We start from the raw sequence: 24,655 nt of genomic DNA on the forward strand, positions 1-24,655 counted from the left end.
ATGGGGTGGTCATCCGTCGCATTCCGGCGGGTCGGGGCATTCGGTCTTGATGTCCTTGGGGCGGGTCTCTTGCGACAGCAGCAATTGCGCGCCGCGGGTCACGATGCGCTGACCGGCGGCAAAGCCCTTCGCCGCCACATAGCCGCCCTCGGCGGGCTGCAGATCCGCCGCATCGGGCAGCGCATGACGCACAAGACCGCCGCCGTCGCCGGCCACATAGACCCAGCGCTGCCCGCCAAACCAGATCACCGCGCTTTCCGGCACGAAGACACCCGCCCGTGCGGCGCCAAGCGGGACAAGCGCCATCGGCTGACTGCCGATCTCCAGCGCCTGGTCGGCCAGGTAATAGGCGGTGGGGCCGGCGGCCTTGGCGTTGTCCACCGGCGCGGCCGAAAGATAGCCGGCGCCGATCCGGCCACCGCCCTCTGTTTCCAGCCGGATCCGGTCGGCGGGACTGCCCGGCCCCGGCAGCGAGACCGCGACGAGCGCGGCCGCATGATCGCGCAACTTGGCAAGCAGCGCCTGCGCCCCCGCGCCTTCAAGAAACGCCGGCCCGAATTGCGCCCGCAGCCCGGCAAGCAGGTCATCCAGTTGCGCCTGCGCCTGCACCAGCTTCTGGGCATCGGTTTCGTCGGCGGCCTGCGCGGCCATCAGCGCCTGCTGCGACACCGACTGATGATGCGCGAAAAGCGACTGGTCGCGCGCGTATTCCTGGCGCGACAGCCGCGCCTTGGCCTGCGCCGCCACCAGCGCCGCCCGGGCCCCAGCGATCCGGCTTTCCTGCGCGAACAGCGGCGCGGGGTCCACCACGCGGGCATAGCGGCGCGCGATGGGCCGGAAGGGCGCCGCGCGCAATGCCGCCAGTGTGACACCACCCGCGCCCAGCGCATCCCGGTCAAGCGTCAGCACCGGCGGCCCCGCCACCGCGCGGCCATCCGGCCCGGCGGGCGCGGTCGGCAGCGCGACCGTGCCGAAACCGGTCGTCAGCCACACGCCCCCCAGCGTCGCCGCCACCGTCAGCGCGGCGACCGACGCCAGCAATACCCCGGCCCTAGCGATTTTCGTCATGGGCATCGAACACCTTCTTGGCGTAATCGTCGAGCCGCGCCTTGCACGCCGTCAGGCGCTCCTGCGCGGTGCCGGCCAGGGGGGCGGCGTGGAAATCCAGCTTGCGGATCTTTTCCAGCCAGCGCTCCAGTTTGCGGAACTCGGCGTCCTCTTCCTCCAGCTCGGCATAGGTGAATTTCTCGATCCGGATCTCCTTGTCGATCTCGGCCTCGAAAGCATCGCACTTGCCCAGGAATTCGCGGTACTGGTCGTCGCGATCCGCCTGAAAGCGGCTGATCAGCTTCTGCTCTTGCGCGGGATCCAGGCCCACCGCCTGCATCAGAACGCAATCGCCTTCCATCCCCGCGATCTCGTTTTCCAGGATCTTCAGACGCCGCAGATGATCGTCGGTCCGCGGCAGCAGGCAGACGCCGTTTTGCAGATAGATCGCCCCCAGCCCCTTCAGCCGCCGCCACAGCCCGACCCGGCGCGAGCTGGGCTCGGCCGGAACGCGGTAGGTCAGCAGAAGCCAGTTTCCATTTTCCATTCGCACGGACTATTTGCAACCATGGTTGCGTACAAACCGTTTCGAATGGACTTACGAAAATGTGACGCGCCGCGCGCTGTGCGTGAGCAGCGACGCAAAGGCCCGCGCACGAGGCACGGGCCCATCTGGAATGCCGTCGTCTTCGCCGCGGTGGGGCGGTCGCGGTCCCGCCCTAGGGCGAGACTTCGTGCAGGTGACGGTTGCGGGTGTGCAGGGTGAACTGCACCAGCACCGCCGCGACCACCAGGAAGCCCGAGACCAGCAAGAGCGCCTCAAGCACGCTCAGATGCGGCAGCATCGGCGCGATCACCATGATGCCGACGCCGCCGCCAAGATGACCGACCCCGTCGACCAGCGCGAAACCGGTCGATCGGGCGCGGGTGGGAAACATTTCCGCTGTCAGCGCATAGGTCGGCGAAACCCACAGGTTGAACCCCGCGAAGATCAGCATCGAACCAAGAAAGGCCATGCCGATATGCACCCCCGCCGCGGCGATCAGAACCGCCCCCGCGATCGTCACCACGGCGCCGACCGGCAGCCAGTAACGCCGTTCGAGCACCTCCACGATCCACGACATCACCACGGCCTCGGCAACGAAGCCCAGCGTGCCCACGGCGGCGATCACCCCGGCCTCGGGCGGTGCATAATGCAGCGACGTAAGCACCGAGGTGAACCCCGCGGCAAACCCGTAGACGGTGATGTAGCCCACGAACCAGATCGCCAGCAGCAGGACCAGGCGACGCAGGTAAAGCGGGTCGGAGAAGAGGTCTCGAAACGGCGTGGTCGACATCTCGGGAATGCCGTCAGGCATCGCGGCGAAGTCGGGCTCGGCCAGCGGCCCCCTGGCGCTTGCACGGGCCTCCATCCCGGCGACGACGGCCTCGGCCTCGGTCATGCGACCGGCCTGGATCAGCCATTGCGCCGATTCCGGCAGCTTGACGCGCATCACGATGGCAAGCGCCGCCAGCACCGCACCGATGCCGTACATCCAGCGCCAGCCCTGGGTGAAGCCCGCCCCGGCGATGGCGAAGGGCAGGCCCATCGGCCAGGGCGCGGCCGGCGTGGTCAGGAAAAGCCCCAGCCAGATGCCGAAGAACGCCCCCAGCGCCGACATGATGAATATCACGGTGGCAAAGCGGGCGCGGGCGCGGCGCGGGGCGACCTCGTTGACGTAGGTGTTCACGATCGCCAGATCGGCGCCGATGCCGATGCCGGTGACGACGCGCGAGGCCACGAAATGCGCATAGCTCGGCGCGAAGGCGGTATAGAGCGACCCCAGCCCGGTGATCAGCATCGTGACCATCAGCATGTTGCGCCGCCCGATCCGGTCGGCCGCCGGGCTAAGCACCAGCGTGCCCAGCACATAGCCCAGCAGGTTCAGCAGCACCGGCAGGCCGATCCAGTTGACCGTGCTTTCCGGGGTGCAGCCCTTCACCAGCTGGCTGCAGGTCTGGATGAAGGACACGTTGATGTCGAAGATGTCGTAGAAGGTGAACAGAAATCCCAGCCCGATGATCGCCAGGAACGAAGGCGCCATCGACCAGACGTGTATCCGGTCGAGCCGCGCCCGCAGATGCCGCGCCGACGGGGCGCCGTTGTTGATGTCGCGCATGATCTTCCCCTTGGTCCTTGGCCGCCCGGGCGGCCCCCTCGGGCCGGGACGCTAGCAAGCGGGGGGATCGTTGCGCATACAACAAGATTGCACGATGGCTCACTATGATGAGAGACCCGGCGCGAAGGGCCTGCGGCTGCGGCGCCCCTGACACGCCCCGGACCGCCCTATCCATCGCCGGATCCATCGTCCTGCCCCCTTTCGCTGCGTCTGCATTCCCCCTAATCTGCGCGCGCAAGAACAGCCGGAGGCAGGGCATGGAACGCGTGATCGGAGTGATCGGCGGCTCGGGCGTCTACCAGATGGAAGGCCTGGAAGAGGCGCGCTGGCAGGCGGTGGAAACCCCCTGGGGGGCGCCCTCGGACGAGATTTTGACCGGTCGGGTCGCGGGCATGCGGATGGCCTTCCTTCCGCGTCATGGGCGTGGGCATGTGCATAGCCCCAGCTCGGTTCCCTACCGCGCCAATATCGACGCGATGAAGCGGCTGGGCGTGAGCGATCTGGTCGCCGTCTCGGCCTGCGGATCGTTCCGCGAAGACATGGCGCCGGGCGATTTCGTCATCGTCGACCAGTTCATCGACCGCACCTACCAGCGCGAGAAAAGCTTTTTCGGGGCGGGCTGCGTGGCCCATGTGGCCTTTGCCAACCCCACCTGCCCCACCCTGTCGGCCGCCTGCCTGACGGCGGCGCTGGACGCGGGCATCACCGTGCATGACGGCGGCACCTATGTGGCGATGGAGGGGCCGCAGTTCTCGACCCGCGCCGAGAGCGAGATGCATCGCGCCTGGGGTGCCGACCTGATCGGCATGACGGCGATGCCCGAGGCCAAGCTGGCCCGCGAGGCCGAGCTTTGCTATGCCTCCGTCGCAATGGTCACCGATTACGACGCCTGGCACGACGGGCATGAGGCGGTGGACGTGGCCTCGGTGATCGCGACGCTGACGGGCAACGTGGGCAAGGCTCAGGCACTGATCGCCGCGCTGGCGCCATTGCTCGGGCCCGAACACGGTGCCTGCCAGGGCGGCTGCGACCATGCGCTGGACCACGCCTTGATGACCGCGCCGGCCAAGCGCGACACCGATCTGGTGGCGAAGCTTGACGCGGTTGCGGGGCGGGTTCTCTGACCGCAAGGGGCAATCTCAGCGTGCCAACGCGGGCTGTCGAAGGGTCGGCCCGCACAAAGGCTGCCAAGAAGCAGCAACCGTCAGGATTTTGGCCCCCAAAAGACCATCCGGGCGGCGATGGGACCGCAAGGCGCACAGGTCAGACGACGCGTCTTGCGGCCTTGCGGCGCATCCGGCGGCATGGGCCGCGCCGCAAGGTCACGCCGACCGGCCCGCGCCCGTGGCGGGTTGAAAGCGCGCGCGTCCTCGGCCATGAGGGGGCGTCACTCTCGGAGGCTGCGATGAGCACGAAGAAGACCGTAAAGGATTACATCCGCACGATCGTCGATTTCCCGCAGGAGGGGATCCTGTTTCGCGATGTGACCACATTGTTCGCCGATGCGCGCGGGTTCCGCATGGCGATCGACCAGATGCTGCATCCCTATGCCGGCCAGCCGATTGACAAGGTCGTGGGGCTGGAGGCGCGCGGCTTCATACTGGGCGGCGCCATCGCGCATCAGCTGTCCGTGGGCTTCGTGCCGGTTCGCAAGAAGGGCAAGCTTCCCGGCGCCACCATCGCGCAGGAATACCAGCTGGAATACGGCGACGCGGTGGTCGAGATCCATGACGACGCGCTGGCGGCGGGCGAGCGCGTGCTGCTGGTCGACGACCTGCTGGCCACCGGCGGCACCGCCGAGGCCGGGATCAAGCTGATCGAGCGCCTGGGCGCCGAGGTCGTGGGCTGCGCCTTTATCATCGACCTGCCCGATCTGGGGGGGCGCACGCGCCTGGAGGGGTTGGGAATGGACGTGCATTGTCTTTGCGCCTTCGAGGGCCTCTAGCGGCGGCCGGGGGCCAGCCCCCGGACCCCCGGCGTATTTGAGGAACAATGAAGGGCGCGCGGCGCGGGAGGGGCGGCGATGATGCTGGGGATCGGACTGGGCGTATTGGTTCTGCTGACGCTAGGGCTGGCGGGTTTCTTGATTTTCGGTCCCGCGATCGCCGAGCGCGGCATGAACGCGGTGCTGCCGGGGCGGTCGACGCCGGTACCGGAGACCGCCCGGGCGCTGCATGCGCGCCTGGTGGTGGGCGACTGGCATTGCGATTCGCTGCTGTGGAACCGGGATCTTCTGAAACGCGGCGGCCGTGGCCATGTCGATTTCCCGCGCCTGCGCGAAGGCAACGTGGCATTGCAGGTCTTCACCACCGTCACCTGTGTGCCGGCCGGCATGAACGTGATCCAGAACCAGCCCGGCGCCGATCGCATTACCCTGCTGGCGATGGCGCAGCTTTGGCCTGCGCGCACCTGGCGCAGCCTGTGCGAGCGCGGCCTTTATCAGGCGCAGCGGATGCACCGCTATGCCGCCCGCGCGCCCGAGGCAGTGAAAGTGCTGCGCGACCGCGCCGATCTGCGCGATCTGCTTGCGGCGCGGGCGGGTGGCGCGCAGGTGGTCGGCGCGGTGCTGGGTGCCGAGGGGGCGCATGTGCTTGACGGGCGGATCGAGAACCTCGACCGGCTGTGGCAGGCCGGCTTTCGGCTGATCGGGTTGCACCATTTCCTTGATACCGAGATGGGCGGTTCGCTGCATGGCGCCTCGGGCGCAGGGTTGACGGATTATGGCCGCGGCGTGGTGGCGCGGATGGTCGAGATGGGCTTCATCATCGACCTCACCCATTCCTCGGAACAGACCGCGCGCGACGTTATGGCGATGACCGATGTGCCGCTGGTGGTCAGCCATACCGGAATCTGTTCGCATTGCCAGTCGCCCCGCAACTTTCCCGATCCGCTGATGGCCGAGATCATGGCCCGCGGCGGCGTCGCCGGGATCGGCTATTGGGCCGAGGTGATCGGCGACGCCTCGCCGCGCGGCATTGCGGGGGCGGTGGTCGCGGCGGTCGGCCTGCTGGGCGAGGATCACGTCTCGCTGGGATCGGATTTCGACGGCGCGGTGGCGCAACCCTTCGATGCCTCGGATCTGGCCCAGGTCACCGCGGCGCTGATGGCGGCCGGGCTGGAGGAGCGGGTGATCGCCAAGGTGATGGGCGGCAACATGGTGCGCCTGCTGGAGCAAATGCTGCCCGAGGCGGCCTGAGGCGTGCCCGTCCGTCTTTCGCATCAGCCTCCGCCCGCGACGTAGATCGCGTCGATCATCTTCTGATTTCCCAGCGAGAATTCCAGCGGGCAGGCATAGGGGGCGCCATCGAACACGCTGGCCGCGAAGGCTTCGGCCTGGGCCGCGTATTGATCGATCCGGGCGAAATGTTCAAAGCGCCGGCCACCGGCGACGGTGAAGATCTCGATCACCGGATCGCCATAGGCTTCGGCGTTGAACGGGGCGTTGACCCGGATCCAGCCCTTCTCGCCATGGAACAGCATCTGCTGCCAGGGCGCGCGCCGCATCGAGACGAAGAACTCCAGCGTGAACGAGGTAAAATCGGCCCAGACCCGGGCCGAGGCGTCGATGCCCCCGTCCCAGTCCAGCCGCGCGCTGATCTTGCCTGGCTCCTCGCCGGTAACGAAGCGGGTCACGATCGCGGGATAGACCCCGATATCGCGCAGCGCGCCGCCGCCCTGGGCGGCGTCGTTGCGGATGTTGCCGGGGTCGTCGTTGTAGAACGAGAACCCGCCCTGCACCCCGACCAGCCGCCCGATCTCGTGGCTCGCGACCAGTTCGCGCACCCGCAGCCATTGCGGATGATGGGTGACCATGAAGGCCTCGGCGGCGAAGCGGCCGGTCTCGTCGCGGGTGCGGATCAGGGCCTCGATCTCCGCGGCCGTGAGGGCGAGGGGCTTTTCGCAAAGCACATGCTTGCCGGCGCGCAGGGCCTTCTCGGTCCATTCCACATGGGCGGCGTTCGGCAGGCCTATATAGACGGCATCGACCCCGGGATCCGCCAGAAGGGCCTGGTAATCGTGGTGGATGGCGACCGGGCCATAGGGCGCGGCCAGCGCCTCGGCCTTGCCGGGGGTGCGGCTGGCGACGGCGGCGATGCGGCCCCGCGCCGAAGCATGGATCGCGGGGGCCACGAATTCACGCGCGATCTTGGCCGCGCTCAGAATGCCCCAGTTGAGTTGCTCCGTCATCATCTGTCCTCCGGCTTCGTCGGGCGCACCTTAGGAAGCCCACGGCATAGGGGCAATGCCGGGGTGCCATGGAACCAGGCATCGCGGGTTCAATTGCCAAGCGCCCGCGCCGTCACGAGTGCCGGCCTCGGTACCGGTGGCTTTCTTCTCGCCAAAATCGTCGCTTGGAACCACCAATCGCTGCGCCACCGGTCCAAGCGCCATTGGCGACGGCCCCTCGACGCCGATCCCGTTGGATATCGCGACCACGGGATAAGCAAAGAACGCCCCTTGCCTTCATCTTGGTGGCAATACTCCGGGGGCGCAGGGGGCAGAGCCCCCGCTGCCGCCGCCGCAAACCGAAACCCCGCCCCGCAGGGGCAGGAGAAGCCCCTACCCCGTCAGCCGGAGCCACATCCTGCGACCAAGGTAGAGCAGCGGATAGCGCAGGACCGATACCAGCACCGCCACCGCCACCAACCCGAATAGCACCCCCGAGCTGCGGTAGATCAGCACCACAAGCGGCAAAGCGGTAATCAGCAAAGGGATCGCGCCCCAGGGATGGAACCGGCGCGGCAGGGCGGCGACACAGGCCGCCACGACGACCCAGATCATCCCCCAGACCAGCGGCGCCGCCATCCCCTAGCCCTTCAGCAGTTCCGGCAGCGCATGGGCCCAGGCCGAGATCGTGCCCGCGCCAAGGCAGACCACCATGTCGCCCGGCCGCGCCTGTTCGCGCACCAGCCGCACCAGATCGTCCTCGTTCAGAATGGCACGGGCGTGGCGGTGGCCATGGGCGATCAGCCCGGCGACCAGATCGTCACGGCTGGCGCCCTCGATCGGGTCTTCGCCGGCGGCATAGACCTCGGCAATGGCGACCACATCGGCCTCGTTGAAACAGGTGCAGAAGTCGTCGAACAGAGAATGCAGACGCGAATAGCGGTGCGGCTGATGCACCGCGATCACCCGGCCCTGCGTCGCCTGACGCGCGGCCTTCAGCACCGCGGCGATCTCGACAGGGTGATGGCCGTAATCGTCGATGATGGTGACGCCGTCGACCTCTCCGACCCGGGTGAAGCGCCGGTTGACGCCGCCGAAATTGGCCAGCGCGTCGCGGATCTCGTCCTTCTTCATGCCCAGATGCCGCGCCACCGCCACCGCCGCCAGACAGTTCGAAACATTGTGGTCCCCCGGCATCGGCAGGGTGCAGCCCTCGATCCGGCTGGCCTCGCCCCCCCCCGCGCCCTCGGCGTTCAGGGCGATGTCGAAATGCGCCACCCCGTTCTCATAGCGCAGGTTGATCGCGCGCACGTCGGCCTGGGCGTTGAAGCCGAAGGTCACCACCCGCCGGTCCGTCACCCGCCCGACCAGCACCTGCACCTCGGCATGATCGGTGCAGCAGACCGCCAGCCCGTAGAACGGGATGTTCGAGACGAAATCGGTGAAGCCGCGGCGCAGGTTGTCGAAACTGCCCCAATGTTCCATGTGCTCGGGATCGATGTTGGTGACGATCGCGATCGTCGCCGGCAGGCGGTTGAACGAGCCGTCGCTTTCGTCGGCCTCGACCACCATCCATTCGCCCGCGCCCGCCCGCGCGTTGGAACCATAGGCGTGGATGATGCCGCCGTTGATCACCGTGGGATCAAAGCCGCCCTTGTCCAGAAGGGTCGCCACCATCGTGGTCGTCGTGGTCTTGCCATGCGTCCCCGCGACCGCGATGTTCGAACGCAGGCGCATCAGTTCGGCCAGCATCTCGGCCCGGCGCACCACCGGCAGCTTGCGGCGCCGCGCCTCTTCCAGTTCCGGGTTGCCCGGCTTGATCGCCGAGGAAATCACCAGCACCTCGGCGTCGGCCACGTTCTCGGCCTTCTGGCCCTCGAAGACCTTGGCCCCCAGGGTCGTCAGCCGATCGGTGATCTTCGTGGTGCGCAGGTCGGATCCCTGCACCCGGTAGCCCAGGTTCAGCAGCACCTCGGCGATGCCCGACATGCCGATACCGCCGATGCCCACGAAATGGATCGCGCCCAGCTCTCCGGGAAGTTTCGTCGCCGCGTTCATGTCTCTGCCTCGCTGTTCAGCCGCCCGCCCGCGCCCAGGGCCAGGCCCTCGACCATCTCGACCAGCCGGTCGCAGGCGTCGGGCCGAGCATAGGAGAGCGCCCCGCGTGCCATCATCTCGGCCGCGTCGGGCTGGGTCAGGATCGAGGCGATCTGCCCTGCCAGCGCCCGCGCGTCAAGGGCACTTTCGGGGATCAGGATCGCGGCCTGCGCGTCAACCAGCCCACGCGCATTCGCCGTCTGGTGATCGCCGGTCGCGGCGGCGAAGGGGATCAGGATCGAGGGCCGCCCGATGATCGCGATATCGGCCACCGAAGAGGCGCCCGAGCGCGAGATGACAAGCTGCGCCTCGGAAAACCGACGCGGGATGTCCGGGAAGAAAGGCAGTACTTCGGCCCGGATGCCGGCGGCTTCATAGGCCTCGGTCACGCGGGTCAGATCCTCGTCCCGGGCCTGATGGGCGACGCGGATATTGGCGCGCAGGCCCTCGGGCAGCGCCGCCAGCGCGGCGGGCACCACGTCCGACAGGATCCGCGCGCCCTGGCTGCCGCCGATCACCACCAGACTCATCGGATAGTCGCCGGGCGGGATATAGGCCGCGCCCGCGCGGTCACGCACGGCGCGGCGCACAGGGTTGCCGGTATGCACGCCCTTCACCCCCTCGGGCAGGGTGGTGGGCCAGGTGCCGCAGGCGATCGCCTCGACCCGAGGCGCGAAGATCCGGTTCACCCGCCCCAGCACGCCGTTCTGTTCATGGATCATCCGCGGCACCCGCAAAAGCCAGGCCGCCGACAGCGCCGGAATTGTCGGATAGCCGCCAAAGCCCACCACCACGCGCGGCCGGTCCGCCAGCATCGAGAACACCGCCTTCAGAATGCCACCGGCGATACGGAACGGCACCGCCGCGCGGGCCAGCGCGCCGCCCCGTGCGAAAGTGGCCGAAGACACCTGCCGGACCTGGACCACATGGGGAAAGCCCCCGGCGTAGCGCGCTCCTCGCGCGTCGGTGGACAGCCGCACCCGCCAGCCCTTGCGCACCATCGCCTCGGCCAGCGCCTGGGCGGGGAACATATGCCCGCCGGTCCCACCCGCCGCAATCAGAAGAAGCGGGGATTTCGCCGCCATCAGCGCCCCCGGCCCAGGACGTCACCGATCTGGCCCTGCGGGCGCGTGCGGGTGAAGGCCAGAAGCATCCCCATGGTGATCCCCGCCGCGATGATCGAAGATCCGCCGTAGCTGACGAAGGGCAGCGTCATCCCCTTGGCGGGCAGCAGCCGGCAGGCCACGCCCATGTTGACGATCGCCTGCACCCCGAAGATGCAGGCAAGCCCCGTTCCCGCCAGCCGGATGAAGGGATCGCGCTCGCGCATCAGGCGGGCCAGCGACCGGATCACGATGACCGCGTAAAGCGCGATGATCACGAAGACCAGGATCATGCCGTATTCCTCGGCCGCGACGGCGATGATGAAATCGGTATGGGCATCGGGCAGCGACCATTTCACCTGACCGTTGCCGACGCCGACGCCGAAGAAGCCGCCTTCCTGGATCGCGTTGGTGGCATAGCCGATCTGGGTGCGCGGATCGACATCGGCGGCCAGATAGCCGTTGATCCGTTTCGCGAAATGGTCGGAATACTGATAGGCCATCATGCCGCCGCCGGCGACCATGGCGCCCACCGTCGCCAGCAGGGTGATCGGCGCCCCGGCGACGAAATACATCACGCCCCAGGCGAACAGGATCAGCGCCGACTGGCCGAAATCGGGCTCGGCCGCCAGGAAGGCGACAACGACGATCGCCACCGCGAAGGAGATCGACTTGCCCGGCGGGCCGTTGATTTCCTGGCTGGCGGCCATCAGCCAGCCGCAGAGGATCACGAAGAACGGTTTCAGGAATTCCGAAGGCTGCACGGTGATGAAGCCGAACGAGAACCAGCGCGTGGCGCCCTTGCCGAAGTCGGACCCGAAGATCGGCAGCAGCGAAAGCGCGATGAAGGCAAACAGGAAGGCCACCACCCCCAGCCGCCGCACCCGATCGGGCGACAGCGTCGAGGTCAGCAGCATCACCACCATCGACACCGCGCCGAACACCGCCTGGCGATCGACGTAATGGAACGGCGGCAAGCCATTGCGCGTGGCCAGCGGAACCGAGGCCGCAAGGCCCAGCAGCAATCCCATGCCGTAAAGCAGGAACACCGCCATCAGCGACCATTTGTCGACCGTCCGCCACCACCGGGGAAGAACGGGTTCGCCTGCCTGCGCCGGCACGGCGCCATAGACCATTTCCGTCATCGGAGAAAACCGCTTGCTGCCTCGAGAACGCCCGTTTGCCGGGTCTGGCGCAAAGTCTAGCCGATAGGCGGCTTGCTGGCTAGGAGAAAGGCCGCGACCACGCGGCTTTGCGCGCAGCCCCGCCCAGGCCGAAGCCGACCCCGGACCTGTCCTATCCGGCGGCCAGGGCCTGCACCCGGGCGGTGAAATCCTCGCCCCGTTTCTCGAAATTCGGATATTGGTCGAAACTCGCGGCGGCGGGGGCCAGAAGGACGGTGTCGCCCGGCTCGGCCTCGGCCGCGGCGCGGGCAACGGCGACCTCCATGGTCTCGCAGATCTCATGCGCGGTATCGCCAAGCTGCAGCGCGAAATCGCGCGCCGAATGGCCGATCAGATAGGCCTTGACCACGTGATCCAGATGCGGCGCCAGCGCCGCGATGCCGCCGTCCTTGCCCAGACCGCCGGCGATCCAGCGGATACGCGGGAAGGCCTGCAGCGCCTTTGCCGCGCTGTCCACGTTGGTCGCCTTGGAATCGTTCACGAAACGCACGCCGCCGCGTTCGGCCACCAGCTGGCTGCGATGCGGCAGGCCGGCGAAGCTGTGGAAGGCCTCCTCGATCAGCTTCGGCGCCAGGCCCAGGGACCGCACCGCCGCATGGGCCGCGCAGGCATTTTGATGGTTGTGCGCCCCGGGCAGCCCCTTGATGGCGCGCAGATCGATCGAGGCCACCTGCCGCCCCTTGCGCCATTCCGCCAGGAACCCCTTGCGCGCGAAGACCGACCAGCCCGGCCCCTCCAGCTTGGTCCCCGACGAGACCCGGATCACCCGGTCGTCCCCCGGCCCCTCGGACAGCTGGTTGGCCAGAAACCGGCCCTCGACCTCGTCCACCCCGATCACCGCGCGGTCGGGTCCGCCCTCGGCGAACAGCCGGCGCTTGGCCGCGAAATAGCCGCCCGGGCCGCGGTGCCGGTCCAGATGGTCGGGCGAGAGGTTGGTGAAGACGGCGATGTCGGGGGTCAGCGCGCGCGCCAGTTCGGTCTGGTAGGAGCTGAGTTCCAGCACCACCACCGCGCCATCGCCGGCGGGGTCCAGATCCAGCACCCCGCGGCCGATGTTGCCGGCCATCTGCACCGGCCGCCCCGCGACCTGCAGGACATGATGGATCAGCGCCGTGGTGGTGGATTTCCCGTTCGAGCCGGTCACCGCGATCACCTTGGGCGGCTGGTCGAAGCGGTTCCATTCCGGTGTCGCGAAGGAGCGGAAGAACAGCCCGATGTCGTTGTCGACCGGGATCCCCTCGGCCAAGGCGTGGGCGACGATCGGGTTGGGCGCGGGATAGAGATGCGGGATGCCCGGGCTCACGATCAGCGCGGCAACGCCCTCGAACGCGCGGGCCCGGGTCAGGTCGTGAAGGGCCAGGCCCTCTGCCTCGGCCTTGGCGCGGGCCTCGGGGCTGTCATCCCAAACCAGCGGCTCGGCGCCGCCCGCCTTCAGCGCCCGCGCCGCGGCCAGGCCCGAACGCCCCAGCCCCAGCACCGCGACCCGCTGCCCCCCGTATCCCCTGACCGGAATCATCTGCGCCCCCAAAAGTTCGGGCCGGAACTTGCCCCGGAGCCATCCCCAAGCGCAAGGGCCACGCTTGGCCGTCGAGGTTTTGCGCCCTCTTGCCCCCGAACGCCCGGCCGGGACGGATCTTGGCCAACAGCAAGCAGCGCACCTCGCCCGACGTGCCGGCGAAAGGGCGCCGCAGCAAGCGGTTGGAGCGCCACTGGCGGCAGCAGCGGCGGGCGACAGGGCCCGTGTCCCTGCCCGCCCAACGCGCGCTTCAGCGCGGCTTCAGCACGGCGACCTTGTCGCGCGACACCAACGGGAATTCGACCCAGAAGGTCGAGCCCTGCCCCAGTTCGGAATCGAACCCGGTCTTGCCGCCCATCTGTTCGGCCAGCTCCTTGGTGATCGCCAGGCCCAGACCGGTGCCGCCGGCCTTGCGGATATCGGAGGAATCCACCTGCGAGAACCGCTTGAACAGCCGGTCGTGCTTTTCCTTGGCGATGCCGCTTCCCTGGTCGATGACCAGGATCCGCGCCGCCGCGTTGGTGTAGCTGACGCGCAGCCGGACCGAATTGCCCTTGGGCGAGAACTTCACCGCGTTCGAGATGAAATTGCCAAGGATCTGAAGGAAACGCTGACGATCGACATAGATCTCGTGCTCGGACCCGTTCAGTTCGGCCAGGATCTTCACATCGAAGGTCTCGCCGAAACCGATGTTGTCGTCGACCGCGTCCGAGACCAGTTTCTCGACCCGCCAGAATTCCATCTGATAGGTGACCTTGCCGCTCGACAGCTTCTCGATGTCGAGCAGGTCGTTGACCAGCGCCGACAGCCGCGTGCAATTGCGCAGGGCGATCTCGACCAGGTGTTCGATCTTCGGCGGCAATCCGCCCAGCGCATTGCTGCGCATCAGCGACAACGCCCCCGAGATCGAGGTCAGCGGGGTGCGCAATTCATGGCTGACGGTCGAGATGAATTCCGCCTTCATCCGGTCCATGCGCTTGCGATCGGTGATGTCGCGGATCACGCCGACGAAGATCGGCTCGCCCGCGTGGCTGACCTCGGTCACACTGACCTCGATCGGGAACAGATCGCCCGACTTGCGCTTGCCTTCCAGCTCGGGGCGCTCGTTGATCACCTTGCTCTGGCCGCTGGCGGCATAGGCGGCAAGATAGCGGTCGTGTCGCATCGCATAGGATTGCGGCATCAGCAGCGCGACATTCTTGCCCACGACCTCGGACGCGCGATAGCCGAAGATCCTTTCGGAGGCCTTGTTGAACGACCGGATGCGGCCGTCACCGCTGATGGTGATAATGCCGTCGGCAACGGTATCAAGCACCGCCTGATTGAATTCGGAGGCCGCCACCACCGCTCTCGCGTGGGTAAACTTGTCATCCCCGAATTCCGGATCACTATGCACTTCGAAACCTTTCGGATAAGGAATGGCTACAGATTGCCACTATTACAGATGCGGGCGCACTGTCGCCTCCGGTCCTCGAAAGACCAGAGGCCGACGAAACGAAAGCGCAAAGTGTCGCAACAGCGCATCGCTTTTTCCGCAGAAAGTGTGTGCACAAGATGGCGCATGCCTATTCGTTGCGCACCCGTCATGAAAGCCTCACATTCGCCGTGGCGCGCCGCGATCCGCGGCCTGGACCGGACCGGACCGGCCAAGCATAGCCCGTGGCGAAACCCTGTCAACGCAGCTTCAGCGTCGCCAACCCGATCAGCGCCAGGATCAGCGAGATGATCCAGAAGCGGATGACGATCTGCGGTTCGGCCCAGCCCTTCTTCTCGAAGTGATGATGGATCGGCGCCATCAGGAAGACACGTTTGCCGGTGCGCTTGAAATAGAGCACCTGGATAATGACCGACAGCGCCTCGACCACGAATAGCCCGCCGACGATGGCCAGGACGATCTCATGCTTGGTGGCCACCGCGATGGCGCCCAGCGCGCCGCCCAAGGCCAGGCTGCCGGTGTCGCCCATGAATACGGCCGCGGGCGGCGCGTTGTACCACAAAAAGCCCAGGCCGCCGCCGATCAGCCCGGCGACGAAGACCAGCAGCTCGCCGGTGCCGGGCACGAAATGCAGATCCAGGTAGTTGGCGAAATTCGCGTTGCCCACCACATAGGCGATCACGCCCAGGGTACCGGCGGCGATCATCACCGGCATCACCGCCAACCCATCCAGCCCGTCGGTCAGGTTCACCGCATTGGCCGATCCGACGATCACGATCATTCCGAAGGGGATGTAGAAATAGCCCAGATGGATCAGCACCCGCTTGAAGACCGGCACCGCCAGATCCGCCGACAATGCAGGGGGTTGCACCCACATCACCACCGCCGTCGCCACCGCCGCGATGGCCAGGCCCAGCAGGAAGCGCACCCGGCTGGACACACCCTTGGTATTGTTCTTGGTCACCTTCTGCCAGTCGTCGGCGAAACCGATCAGGCCGAAGCTCAGCGTCACGCCCATCACCAGCCAGACATAGATCACGTCAAGCCGCGCCCAAAGCAGCGTCGACACCACCACAGCGCCCAGGATCAGCACGCCGCCCATCGTGGGCGTGCCGGCCTTGGCGAAATGGGTCTGGGGGCCGTCGTCGCGGATCGGCTGACCCTTCTTCTGGCGCAGGCGCAGAAAGTCGATCAGTGGACGCCCGAACAGGAAGCCGAAGATCAGCGCGGTAAAAAACGCGCCGCCCGCCCTGAAGGTTATGTAGCGAAACAGGTTGAAGATATCGCCGCCATGCGAGAAGGCGCTCAGCCAGTAGAGCATTCAGAGGGGTCCTTGGCTTGGGGTGGCGTCCGCTTGGCGCAATTTGCGCAGCGCGTCAACCACAAGGCTGACCTTCGAGCCCTTCGAGCCCTTCACCAGCACGACATCGCCGGCGTCGACCAGATGATGCGCCCGCGCCGCCAGATCGGCGGCCGAAGCGTGCCATTCGCCGCGCTGGCCGCGCGGCAGCGCCGACCACAGGCCGCGCATCCGGGGGCCTACGCAATGGATCGCGTGGATCGCGTCCAGCCCCGGGTGGCGGGCGATCGCCAGGTGCAGCAACTCTTCCTCGGGGCCCAGTTCCAGCATGTCGCCGAGAATGGCGATGCGGCGGCCCTCGGTCACGCGGCCGATGCCGTGCTCGGGCTCGGCGGCGATCAGCACGTCCAGCGCCGCCGCCACCGAGGCAGGGTTGGCGTTGAAGGCGTCGTCGATCAGGTCAAAGGCCATCTGGTCCTGGACCACATCCATCACGATCCGCTCGCGCAGGCCGCGCCCCGCCGGCGGCTGCCAGTGCCCGATGTCCAGCGCCGCGACGGCCAGATCAAGGCCCAGGGCCTCGGCCACCGCCAGCGCGCCCAGGGCGTTCTGGGCGAAATGACGCCCGGCAGAGCGGACCTTGAACAGCAGCGGCGCACCGCGCGCCAAGGCCCGCACCACCGTGGCGTCACGGCTGACGCGGGCTTCCTGCAGCCGAAAATCGGCCGTCTCATCGGCGCCGAACAGGGTAATCGCGGCGCTCTGCGTTCCGGCGGCCGCCGTCAGAATCGGGGTCACCGCCAGATCGGCGGGCAGCACCGCGGTTCCGCCGGGTTCTAGCCCCTGAAGGATCGCGGCCTTTTCCTGGGCGATGCCCGCGATGCTTTCGAAAGCCTCAAGATGCGCCGCGGCCACGGTGGTGATCATCGCCACATGCGGCCGCGCCAGACGGGCGAGGGGGGCGATCTCTCCGGGGTGGTTCATGCCGATCTCGATCACCGCGAAATCGCATTCCGCCGGCATCCGTGCCAGGGTCAGCGGCACGCCCCAATGGTTGTTGTAACTGGCCTCGGCGGCATGGACATGGCCCTGCCCGCCCAGGACCGCGCGCAGCATCTCCTTGGTCGAGGTCTTGCCGACCGAACCGGTCACCCCGACGACCCGCGCCCGCGCGCGCGCCCGTGCCGCCGCGCCCAGCCGTTCCAGCGCCGCCAGAACGTCGTCGACGATCAACAGCGGCGCGTCCTCGGGCACGCCCTCGGGGATACGGCTGACCAGCGCGGCCGCGGCGCCCCTTTCCAGCGCCTGGGCCACGAAGTCATGGCCGTCGCGAATGTCCTTCAGCGCCACGAACAGATCGCCCGGCGCCAGCGTCCGGGTGTCGATCGACACCCCCGTCGCGGCGAAGTCGCGGGTCGCCCGGCCCTGGGTGGCGGCGGCGGCCTCGGCGGCGGTCCAAAGCACGCTCATGCCAGCTTTCCTTCCAGCGCGGCGACCGCGACGCTGGCCTGCTCGGCGTCGTCGAACGGATAGACCATGTCGCCGACGGTCTGGCCGCTTTCATGGCCCTTGCCGGCGATCAAGAGCGCATCGCCCGGCCCCAGCGCATCGACGCCACGCAGGATCGCCTCGGCCCGGTCACCGACCTCCAGCGCGCCCGGACAGGCCGCCAGGATCGCCGCGCGGATCGTGGCCGGGTCTTCCGAACGGGGGTTGTCGTCGGTCACGATCACCATGTCGGCGTTCTCGGCCGCGGCCTTTCCCATCAGCGGCCGCTTGCTGCGGTCGCGGTCGCCCCCCGCCCCCATCACCACCACGAGCCGCCCCATCACATGCGGGCGCAGCGCCTTCAGCGCGGTTTGCACCGCGTCGGGCGTATGGGCGTAATCGACAAAAACCGGAGCACCGCTGGCGCGCGTCGCCACATGCTGCATCCGGCCGCGCACCGTGATCAGGCGCGGCAGCACGTCGAACACCGCCTCGGGCGGCTCGCCGCTGGCGATGGCAAGGCCCGCGGCCAGCATCACGTTCTCGGCCTGGAAGCCGCCGATCAGGCCCAGCCGCACCTGATGCGCCTCGCCGCGCCAGGAAAAGCGCAGGTCCTGGCCGGTGGCGTCGAAGCGCTGGTTCAGGATGCGCAGTTCGCAGCCCTCGGTGCGGCCGACGTTCAGGACCCCCTGGCCGCGCAGCTTGGCGACCTGGCGCATCTCGACCCCGCGCCTGTCGTCGACATTTATCACCGCCGTGCCGTCCTCGGGCAGCACCCGGTCGAAAAGCCCCGCCTTGGCGGCGAAATAGGCCTCGAAGGTGGCGTGATAATCCAGATGGTCCTGGGTGAAATTGGTGAACCCCGCCGCGACCAGATGCACCCCGTCCAGCCGGCGCTGGTCCAGCCCGTGCGACGATGCCTCCATCGCCGCATGGGTGACGCCGGCCTCGGCCGCCGCGGCCAGCGCGCGGTGCAGGGTGATCGGCTCGGGCGTGGTGTGGTGCAGCGGCGCGGTCCAGCTTCCCTCGACCCCCGTGGTGCCGAGGTTGATCGCCATCAGCCCCAGCTCGTTCCAGATCTGACGGGTGAAACTTGCCACGCTGGTCTTGCCATTGGTGCCGGTCACCGCGACCATCACCCTGGGCTGGGCGCCGAACCACAGCGCCGCGGCCATCGCCAGGGCCTGGCGCGGATCCTCGGCCACGACGGCGGGGATGTCGGCCGCTTCCAGCGCCTTTGCGGCCTGGCGCGCGCCCTGCGCATCGGTCAGCACCGCGGCCGCGCCCTGGGCCAGCGCCTTGTCCAGAAACGCGATCCCATGCGCCCGGGAACCGGGCAACGCGGCAAAGAGGTTCCCCGCGGCGACGATTCGGCTGTCGACGGCCAGGCCGGTGATCGCCACCTCGCGGCCGCCGCGCGCCGTCAGCCCCAGCTGGGCCAGGCTTTTCGTGGTGTCTTGTGCCGCCATCGCAGGGCCCTTTCCGGCTGCGCTCAGTTCTGGGCGAGCTTTAAGCCATTCAGCGAGGCGGTTTCAACTTGCGGCCGCATCCCCAGCAACGGCGCGACGCGACGGATGATCTCGGCGGCCACCGGCACGGCCGTCCAACCGGCGGTGCGCTTGGGGTGGCTGCCGATGTTGTCCGAGGGTTCGTCCAGCATCACCACCAGCACATATTTAGGGTCGTTGGCCGGAAAGGCACCGGCGAAGGTGGAAACCACCTTGTCGTGATAGTAACCGCCCTGCGGGTCGGGCTTGTCGGCGGTACCGGTCTTGCCGGCCACCTCATATCCCTTGACGTTGGCCATCGTGGCGGTGCCATCGGTCACCACCTTGCGCAAGATCGCGCGGGCGGTGGCCGACACCTGCGGCGACACGATCTGCGGGCCGATCTTCGGGTGATCGGTCTTGACCAGCGAGGCATAGACCCGGTGCCCCCCGTTCAGGATGGAGGCATAGGCCACGGCCAGGTTCAACGGGCTGACCGCCAGCCCGTGGCCATAGGCGATGGTGGTCGAGGCAACATCGGTCCATTTCGGCGGCGCCAAGGGCTTGGCACCTTCGGCCTCGATCAGCTGCACATGGGTCGGCGACAGCAGGCCCAGCGTCTTCAGGAAGGCCTCCTGCTTTTGCGGCCCGATCATCTGGGCGATCCGCGCCGCGCCGATGTTCGAGCTTTCGACCATGATCTTGGTGACGCTCAGCTTGCTGCCGTAATTGTGGAAATCGTGGATCAGGAAGCCGCCGATGCGGAACGGCTTGGTGTCGATCACCGTGTCGGGCGTGACCAGCCCCAGTTGCAGCGCCTGCGCCAGGGCGAACAGCTTGAAGGTGGACCCCAGTTCGTAAAGCCCCTGAACCGCGCGGTTGAACAGCGGCGAGTCGCCCGGATGCACGCTGGGCAGCGGCGCCGGGCGGCGGTTGGGATTGAAATCCGGCAGCGAGGTCATCGCCACGATCTCGCCGGTGTTGGCGTTCATCAAGATCGCGGCGGCGCCCTTGGCATTCATCATCTTCATGCCGGTCTGCAGCACTTCGCGCACCGTGGCCTCGGCCGTCAGGTCCAGCGACAGCACCAGTTGCTTGCCGCCGTTGGCCGGGTCGCGCAGCCATTTGTCATAGACCTTCTCGATGCCGGCGACGCCGACCAGTTCAGCCGAATCCACGCCCTCGCGCCCGTAGCGCACGCCGCCCAGGATATGCGATGCCAGATCCCCGTTGGGATAAAGCCGCATCTCGCGCGGGCCGAACAGCAGCCCCGGAGATCCGATGTCATGCACCTTCTGCATCTGCTCGGGCGACAGCTGCTTGCGGATCCATACGAAGGTGCGCTTGCCGGTGAACTGGCGCTCCATGCGCGCCTCGTCCAGTTCCGGAAAGATCTTCTTCAGATCCTTGGCCACGCGGACCGGATCAATCATCTGCTGGGGCTGGGCGTAAAGCGAATAGGTGGCCATGTTGGTGGCCAGGATGTTGCCGTTGCGGTCCACGATATCGGCGCGCTGGTTCAGGATCCGCGCATCCACCGCCGCCGCGCCGCTGCCCGCGTTTGCGGCGCGCGGCTCGGTCGGATCCGAGGACGAGACCATCTCCATCTGCAGTGCGACGGCCACGAAGGCCATGAAGAAGAAGCCGCACATCACCAGCAGGCGCCCCTCTGCGCGTAGGCGCTGGCGGTCGCGCATCTGCTCGTGCCGGGCGCGGATATTCTCGCGCTCGATCGCATCGGGGTTCTCGCCCCTGGCCCGGGCGGAAAGAATGCGTGCCAGCGGACGGAGGGGAGTGCGGGTCATCGTTTCTGGCCTGGCTTCGCGAGGGGGGTATTAAGCGCCGTGCGCCCGCCGCCCGCCGCCGCGGGATGGGCGGTCTTGGCCGCGGGGTCCGCGCCGGCCGCCATGCCGGGGCTGCCCGCTGGATCGGCGGCCGGTGGCGGCGCGAAGGGGATCTGGCTGACATCGCCAAACTGACTGGGGCTCATCGGTACCAGCTTCAACTTGTCGAAGTTCAACAGCGCCAGCTGGTGCAGCCGCGAGGGGCGGTTGAGAAAGGCCCATTCCGCGCGCTGCATGCCAAGGTTTTCCTTCAGGCCGGCGATCTCGGTCTGAAGCTTGGCGACCTGCTTCAACGCCTTCTGGGTGCCGTAGTTCTCTCGGTAGGCCCAGAAGACCAGGCCCATCACCGCCAACGCCGTGAGCGCGTAAAGAAGATTGCGCATCAGCCCCGTCCCTTTCTGCCGGTCCGGGCCGTGTCGGCGCGCGAGACGCCCGGCAGGCCCAGACGGCTGCGATCGACCGTCCCGGCCGGTGCCTCGGTGCGCGTCGCGACCCGCAGCTTGGCCGAGCGCGCGCGTGGATTTTCGGCCATCTCGCCGTCGTCCGGGGCCACCGCGCGGCGCGTCGTCAGGGTGAAGCGCGGCGCGACCTCTTCGGGCTGGGGCGCATAGCGGTTGGCATTGCCCGCCTGACCCGCGCGCAACTGGAAGAAGCGCTTGACGATCCGGTCCTCGAGCGAATGGAAGGTTACCACCGCCAGCCGTCCGCCGGGTTTCAGGGCACGTTCGGCGGCCTCCAGCCCTTCGACCAGTTCGTCGAATTCGGCATTCACCGCGATCCGGATCGCCTGAAACGAGCGTGTCGCGGGATGGCTTTGCCCCGGCTTGGGTCTGGGCAGACATTTCTCAACGATGCCAGCCAGTTGCAGCGTGGTCTTTATGTCCGCCTCGGTGCGGGCCGCAACGATCGCCCGGGCGATCCGGCGCGAGGCGCGCTCTTCTCCGAAATGATACAATATGTCGGCCAGTTCGGCTTCGGGCAGGGTCGCGACAAGATCGGCGGCCGAGGGGCCCTGCTGGCTCATGCGCATGTCAAGCGGGCCGTCGCGCAGGAAGGAAAAGCCGCGCTCGGCCCGGTCCAACTGCATCGACGACACGCCAAGATCCAGCACCACGCCCTCGACCTGCGCGCCCGCCAATTCGTCCATCTGCGAAAAGGTGCCGTGCTCCAGCCGCAGCCGTCCGGCATACTCGCCCGCCCAGGCCTGCGCCATTTCCAGCGCCAGGGGGTCGCGGTCGATGCCGATCACCAGATCGGCGCCGGCATCCAGAAGGCCGCGCGCATAGCCGCCCGCGCCGAAGGTGCCGTCGATCCACACCCCAGAGACCGGGGCCACGGCCGCAAGCAGGGGACGCAGAAGAACGGGGACATGCGGGGCGGAGGACGGCGCCTCCATCATCCCTGCCCTTTCGCGGCGGCCAGCAGCGCGTGCGGGTTGAAATCCTCACCCTGACTGGCCAGGAATTCGCGGGTCCGGCTGGCGCGGCGGGTCTTGTGCACCTCGGGCGCCCAGATCTCGAAGCGGTTGCCCTTGGCCAGGAACAGCGCCTCGCCGTCGATGCCGATGCGGTCGCGCAGATCCTTCGACAGCACGATGCGGCCGTCGTCATCGACCGCGAATTCCTGCACGCAGGAATAATAGAGGTCTTCCATGACCTCGCGCGCATCGGATCCCGGGGGAAGCTGGTCGATCTGGTCGTGCATCTCGGAAAGGCCCTCGACCGAATACCCCTCAAGATAGGGGCGACCGTCCTCTCCGTAAGCGATGTTGAGCGTGGGGCGGGCGCCGGGGGTCCAGGCGGGATCGGAGGTCTCGATCACGCGGCGAAACGAGGCCGGGATGGAAACCCGGCCCTTGCCGTCCACCTTCTGCTCGAATCTGCCTACGAACTTGCGCGCCACCTGCTCGCGCCCCTTCACATTGTCCCGACCCGGCCCCGGCTGAACGGAAAACGGCGGTCGGGCTGCTGCCACTGCCCGATCCGCCGCCCTCGTCCCATCTCTGGGTTGTCCGGCTGCGCACGCCACCTGGGGGGATGTCTGCTCGCCTGCGCGCCGGATCTCTTCAGTTCGATGAAAGCGGCTGCCTGTATGAAACCTGCTTGGTTGCCTTTTTCGGGGTCTAGAGCGCCCCATCTGTTGGCCGTCTCATCGTGGTTACAGGGATGACATGGTACTTCATGGGACGCAATGGTTTTCTGCTTGAAACAAGCCCGCGATCTGCAGGCAAACACCGCAAGATCGAATATGGCCCTCACCGAAATATGAGGTTAGCGACACACGGGTAGTAACATCCAGAGAATCAACCACAACATATGGGACACATGACTTCGCTTTCGCAGGGTTCCATGATATCCCGCCAGATTTCAAATAATTGCTAATTTGTCACAGTCCAGACCAAAATCTCTGCGCTTTGATTTTCCATGTTCACAGGCCTGGAGCCAAAGAACACAGGGCATCACGGCTCATTGATTCGGGCTTGCGGCCCGAAGACGCATCGCGAAACCGGATACTCCCATGATTTCCCGTGCGCCCCACGACACGAAAAGACCCCGACGATGCTGCGTCGGGGTCTTCAGGGGAAATCTCCGCTTGCACCGCCCCGGCCCCCGCGCGGGGGCCGAGGGCGGGGATCAGGCCTTGCCTTCGTCGACCAGCCGCTTCGCCAGCGTCATATAGGCATCGGCCGCCGGCCCCTCGCCTGTCGCCACCGGCGCGCCGGCATCGCCCGCGATCCGCACATCGAGGCTAAGCGGCAGTTCCGCCAGAAGCGGCACGCCCATCTTCTTCGCCTCGGCCGCGACGCCGCCATGGCCGAAGAGGTGCTCTTCGTGACCGCAGTTGGGGCAGACATAGGTGGACATGTTCTCGATCAGGCCCAGAATCGGGGTCTTCAGCTTGTCGAACATGTCGATCGCCTTGCGCGCGTCCAGAAGCGCCACGTCCTGCGGCGTCGACACGACGATCGCCCCGGTCATGATGGTGCGCTGACCAAGCGTCAGCTGCACGTCACCGGTGCCGGGCGGAAGGTCGATGATCAGGACGTCCAACCTGCCCCATTGCACCTTGTTCAGCAGCTGCTGCAATGCCCCCATCAGCATCGGCCCGCGCCAGACCAGCGCGGTTTCCGGCGCCACCATAAGCCCGATCGACATCATCGTCACGCCATGGGCCTTCAGCGGCACGATCGTCTCGCCATCGGGCGAGTCGGGGCGCGCGCTGACCCCCATCATGCGCGGCTGCGAGGGGCCGTAGATATCGGCGTCAAGCAGGCCCACGCGCCGCCCCTGCCGCGCCAGCGCGACCGCCAGGTTGGCCGAGACGGTGGACTTGCCGACCCCGCCCTTGCCCGAGGCGACCACCAGGATGCGGTCGACGCCGGGCACCGCCTGCGGGCCGCCCTCTTGCGGGGTCGGGTGGCCGCCGACCCGCAGCTTGGGCGGCGCCCCCGTGCCGGCGCCGGCCGCCGACTGCCCCGCCGGTGCCGTGGGCGCGGTCAGCGCGACGGTCACCTTTTCCACCCCGGGCAGCTGCGCGACCTGCTTTTCGGCGATGTCGCGCAGTGCCTCCATCGCGCGCGCGGCCTCGGCGCTGGGGGCCTCGAAAACGAATCGGACATTGGCCCCATCAACCGTCAACGCCCGCACCAGATCGCGCGACACCGGATTGCTGCCATCCGGAAATGACAAGGCCTTGAGTGCTTCAAGCACGGCTTCGCGGGTGACCGCCATGACAGGCTTCCTTTCATATTCCAAGCAGCGCATACCTTGTCGCGTTTTGCCGCGAGGGCAAGGGTCGGGTTTCAAAAGCGACGCAATAATGCGCAAG

Annotated in this window: 21 protein-coding genes; 3 read left to right on the forward strand and 18 right to left on the reverse strand. The window is 67.5% G+C overall.

Annotated elements, in window-relative coordinates; all coding sequences use genetic code 11:
* Positions 1 to 9: 9 nt before the first annotated feature.
* The 3 genes from BLV97_RS11475 to BLV97_RS11485 form a co-directional block, all read right to left on the reverse strand.
* The gene (locus BLV97_RS11475; RefSeq protein ID WP_143037516.1) at positions 10 to 1,074 is read right to left on the reverse strand and encodes an RND family efflux transporter; all 1,065 of its coding nucleotides are present in this window, start codon (positions 1,072 to 1,074) and stop codon (positions 10 to 12) included.
* The gene (locus tag BLV97_RS11480; protein WP_035845684.1) at positions 1,052 to 1,594 is read right to left on the reverse strand and encodes a Chromate resistance protein ChrB; all 543 of its coding nucleotides are present in this window, start codon (positions 1,592 to 1,594) and stop codon (positions 1,052 to 1,054) included. The genes BLV97_RS11475 and BLV97_RS11480 overlap by 23 nt, the downstream gene beginning before the upstream one ends.
* 172 nt (positions 1,595 to 1,766) lie before the next feature.
* Positions 1,767 to 3,206 (reverse strand): MFS transporter, encoded by a 1,440-nt coding sequence (locus BLV97_RS11485; RefSeq protein WP_035845686.1) that lies wholly within the window; start codon positions 3,204 to 3,206, stop codon positions 1,767 to 1,769.
* A gap of 257 nt (positions 3,207 to 3,463) precedes the next feature.
* On the opposite strand from BLV97_RS11485, the gene BLV97_RS11490 reads away from it, so the two are divergent.
* The 3 genes from BLV97_RS11490 (at position 3,464) to BLV97_RS11500 (ending at position 6,402) form a co-directional block, all read left to right on the forward strand.
* Positions 3,464 to 4,330: an S-methyl-5'-thioadenosine phosphorylase gene (locus tag BLV97_RS11490; protein WP_035845688.1), complete on the forward strand. Its 867-nt coding sequence runs from the start codon at positions 3,464 to 3,466 to the stop codon at positions 4,328 to 4,330.
* Positions 4,331 to 4,611: 281 nt separating this feature from the next.
* Entirely contained in the window at positions 4,612 to 5,151 is a 540-nt protein-coding gene (locus BLV97_RS11495) for an adenine phosphoribosyltransferase (protein WP_035845690.1), read from the forward strand.
* Positions 5,152 to 5,229: 78 nt separating this feature from the next.
* Positions 5,230 to 6,402: a dipeptidase gene (locus BLV97_RS11500; RefSeq protein ID WP_035845693.1), complete on the forward strand. Its 1,173-nt coding sequence runs from the start codon at positions 5,230 to 5,232 to the stop codon at positions 6,400 to 6,402.
* Positions 6,403 to 6,425: 23 nt separating this feature from the next.
* Here BLV97_RS11500 and BLV97_RS11505 read toward each other — a convergent pair whose 3' ends face one another.
* The 15 genes from BLV97_RS11505 to BLV97_RS11575 form a co-directional block, all read right to left on the reverse strand.
* Positions 6,426 to 7,394, reverse strand: a complete 969-nt coding sequence (locus BLV97_RS11505; RefSeq protein ID WP_035845750.1) for a Gfo/Idh/MocA family protein — start codon at positions 7,392 to 7,394, stop codon at positions 6,426 to 6,428.
* Positions 7,395 to 7,766: 372 nt separating this feature from the next.
* Complete coding sequence (locus BLV97_RS11510) at positions 7,767 to 8,012, reverse strand: DUF2484 family protein (RefSeq protein ID WP_035845696.1); 246 nt, start codon at positions 8,010 to 8,012, stop codon at positions 7,767 to 7,769.
* A 3-nt stretch (positions 8,013 to 8,015) separates the two neighbouring features.
* Positions 8,016 to 9,431: a UDP-N-acetylmuramate--L-alanine ligase gene (gene murC / locus BLV97_RS11515; protein WP_035845699.1), complete on the reverse strand. Its 1,416-nt coding sequence runs from the start codon at positions 9,429 to 9,431 to the stop codon at positions 8,016 to 8,018.
* Positions 9,428 to 10,555, reverse strand: coding sequence for a UDP-N-acetylglucosamine--N-acetylmuramyl-(pentapeptide) pyrophosphoryl-undecaprenol N-acetylglucosamine transferase (locus BLV97_RS11520; RefSeq protein ID WP_035845700.1), 1,128 nt, complete (start codon positions 10,553 to 10,555; stop codon positions 9,428 to 9,430). Before BLV97_RS11520 ends, murC begins: the two co-directional genes overlap by 4 nt.
* A complete protein-coding gene (gene ftsW, locus BLV97_RS11525) occupies positions 10,555 to 11,718 on the reverse strand; it encodes a putative lipid II flippase FtsW (protein ID WP_035845702.1) in 1,164 nt (387 codons plus the stop codon). The genes BLV97_RS11520 and ftsW overlap by 1 nt, the downstream gene beginning before the upstream one ends.
* A gap of 151 nt (positions 11,719 to 11,869) precedes the next feature.
* On the reverse strand, positions 11,870 to 13,273 hold the full coding sequence (gene murD, locus BLV97_RS11530) for a UDP-N-acetylmuramoyl-L-alanine--D-glutamate ligase (protein ID WP_035845704.1): 1,404 nt from the start codon (positions 13,271 to 13,273) through the stop codon (positions 11,870 to 11,872).
* Positions 13,274 to 13,523: 250 nt separating this feature from the next.
* Entirely contained in the window at positions 13,524 to 14,615 is a 1,092-nt protein-coding gene (locus tag BLV97_RS11535; RefSeq protein WP_143037517.1) for a sensor histidine kinase, read from the reverse strand.
* Positions 14,616 to 14,946: 331 nt separating this feature from the next.
* Complete coding sequence (gene mraY / locus BLV97_RS11540; protein ID WP_035845707.1) at positions 14,947 to 16,029, reverse strand: phospho-N-acetylmuramoyl-pentapeptide-transferase; 1,083 nt, start codon at positions 16,027 to 16,029, stop codon at positions 14,947 to 14,949.
* On the reverse strand, positions 16,030 to 17,478 hold the full coding sequence (locus BLV97_RS11545; protein ID WP_035845709.1) for a UDP-N-acetylmuramoyl-tripeptide--D-alanyl-D-alanine ligase: 1,449 nt from the start codon (positions 17,476 to 17,478) through the stop codon (positions 16,030 to 16,032).
* Complete coding sequence (locus BLV97_RS11550; RefSeq protein ID WP_035845711.1) at positions 17,475 to 18,965, reverse strand: UDP-N-acetylmuramoyl-L-alanyl-D-glutamate--2,6-diaminopimelate ligase; 1,491 nt, start codon at positions 18,963 to 18,965, stop codon at positions 17,475 to 17,477. The genes BLV97_RS11545 and BLV97_RS11550 overlap by 4 nt, the downstream gene beginning before the upstream one ends.
* Before the next feature lie 23 nt (positions 18,966 to 18,988).
* On the reverse strand, positions 18,989 to 20,788 hold the full coding sequence (locus tag BLV97_RS11555; RefSeq protein WP_035845713.1) for a peptidoglycan D,D-transpeptidase FtsI family protein: 1,800 nt from the start codon (positions 20,786 to 20,788) through the stop codon (positions 18,989 to 18,991).
* Entirely contained in the window at positions 20,785 to 21,210 is a 426-nt protein-coding gene (gene ftsL / locus BLV97_RS11560; RefSeq protein ID WP_176992649.1) for a cell division protein FtsL, read from the reverse strand. Before ftsL ends, BLV97_RS11555 begins: the two co-directional genes overlap by 4 nt.
* Positions 21,210 to 22,226, reverse strand: a complete 1,017-nt coding sequence (gene rsmH / locus BLV97_RS11565; protein ID WP_051646259.1) for a 16S rRNA (cytosine(1402)-N(4))-methyltransferase RsmH — start codon at positions 22,224 to 22,226, stop codon at positions 21,210 to 21,212. The genes ftsL and rsmH overlap by 1 nt, the downstream gene beginning before the upstream one ends.
* On the reverse strand, positions 22,223 to 22,801 hold the full coding sequence (locus tag BLV97_RS11570) for a division/cell wall cluster transcriptional repressor MraZ (RefSeq protein ID WP_035845715.1): 579 nt from the start codon (positions 22,799 to 22,801) through the stop codon (positions 22,223 to 22,225). The genes rsmH and BLV97_RS11570 overlap by 4 nt, the downstream gene beginning before the upstream one ends.
* Positions 22,802 to 23,460: 659 nt before the next feature.
* A complete protein-coding gene (locus tag BLV97_RS11575; protein WP_035845718.1) occupies positions 23,461 to 24,558 on the reverse strand; it encodes an Mrp/NBP35 family ATP-binding protein in 1,098 nt (365 codons plus the stop codon).
* Positions 24,559 to 24,655: the final 97 nt, after the last annotated feature.

The organism is Allgaiera indica, from assembly GCF_900106675.1.
GTDB lineage: Bacteria > Pseudomonadota > Alphaproteobacteria > Rhodobacterales > Rhodobacteraceae > Acidimangrovimonas > Acidimangrovimonas indica.

What these genes read in the sequence shown, in the direction of transcription:
- BLV97_RS11475 (WP_143037516.1), bottom strand. Translation starts at nt 1,074, where the DNA reads ATGCCCATGACGAAAATCGCTAGGGCCGGGGTATTGCTGGCGTCGGTC.
- BLV97_RS11575 (WP_035845718.1), bottom strand. Translation starts at nt 24,558, where the DNA reads ATGGCGGTCACCCGCGAAGCCGTGCTTGAAGCACTCAAGGCCTTGTCA.
- BLV97_RS11550 (WP_035845711.1), bottom strand. Translation starts at nt 18,965, where the DNA reads ATGGCGGCACAAGACACCACGAAAAGCCTGGCCCAGCTGGGGCTGACG.
- BLV97_RS11520 (WP_035845700.1), bottom strand. Translation starts at nt 10,555, where the DNA reads ATGGCGGCGAAATCCCCGCTTCTTCTGATTGCGGCGGGTGGGACCGGC.
- BLV97_RS11500 (WP_035845693.1), top strand. Translation starts at nt 5,230, where the DNA reads ATGATGCTGGGGATCGGACTGGGCGTATTGGTTCTGCTGACGCTAGGG.
- BLV97_RS11555 (WP_035845713.1), bottom strand. Translation starts at nt 20,788, where the DNA reads ATGACCCGCACTCCCCTCCGTCCGCTGGCACGCATTCTTTCCGCCCGG.
- BLV97_RS11510 (WP_035845696.1), bottom strand. Translation starts at nt 8,012, where the DNA reads ATGGCGGCGCCGCTGGTCTGGGGGATGATCTGGGTCGTCGTGGCGGCC.
- BLV97_RS11490 (WP_035845688.1), top strand. Translation starts at nt 3,464, where the DNA reads ATGGAACGCGTGATCGGAGTGATCGGCGGCTCGGGCGTCTACCAGATG.
- murC (WP_035845699.1), bottom strand. Translation starts at nt 9,431, where the DNA reads ATGAACGCGGCGACGAAACTTCCCGGAGAGCTGGGCGCGATCCATTTC.
- BLV97_RS11485 (WP_035845686.1), bottom strand. Translation starts at nt 3,206, where the DNA reads ATGCGCGACATCAACAACGGCGCCCCGTCGGCGCGGCATCTGCGGGCG.
- BLV97_RS11480 (WP_035845684.1), bottom strand. Translation starts at nt 1,594, where the DNA reads ATGGAAAATGGAAACTGGCTTCTGCTGACCTACCGCGTTCCGGCCGAG.
- ftsW (WP_035845702.1), bottom strand. Translation starts at nt 11,718, where the DNA reads ATGACGGAAATGGTCTATGGCGCCGTGCCGGCGCAGGCAGGCGAACCC.
- murD (WP_035845704.1), bottom strand. Translation starts at nt 13,273, where the DNA reads ATGATTCCGGTCAGGGGATACGGGGGGCAGCGGGTCGCGGTGCTGGGG.
- mraY (WP_035845707.1), bottom strand. Translation starts at nt 16,029, where the DNA reads ATGCTCTACTGGCTGAGCGCCTTCTCGCATGGCGGCGATATCTTCAAC.
- BLV97_RS11505 (WP_035845750.1), bottom strand. Translation starts at nt 7,394, where the DNA reads ATGACGGAGCAACTCAACTGGGGCATTCTGAGCGCGGCCAAGATCGCG.
- BLV97_RS11545 (WP_035845709.1), bottom strand. Translation starts at nt 17,478, where the DNA reads ATGAGCGTGCTTTGGACCGCCGCCGAGGCCGCCGCCGCCACCCAGGGC.
- BLV97_RS11495 (WP_035845690.1), top strand. Translation starts at nt 4,612, where the DNA reads ATGAGCACGAAGAAGACCGTAAAGGATTACATCCGCACGATCGTCGAT.
- rsmH (WP_051646259.1), bottom strand. Translation starts at nt 22,226, where the DNA reads ATGATGGAGGCGCCGTCCTCCGCCCCGCATGTCCCCGTTCTTCTGCGT.
- ftsL (WP_176992649.1), bottom strand. Translation starts at nt 21,210, where the DNA reads ATGCGCAATCTTCTTTACGCGCTCACGGCGTTGGCGGTGATGGGCCTG.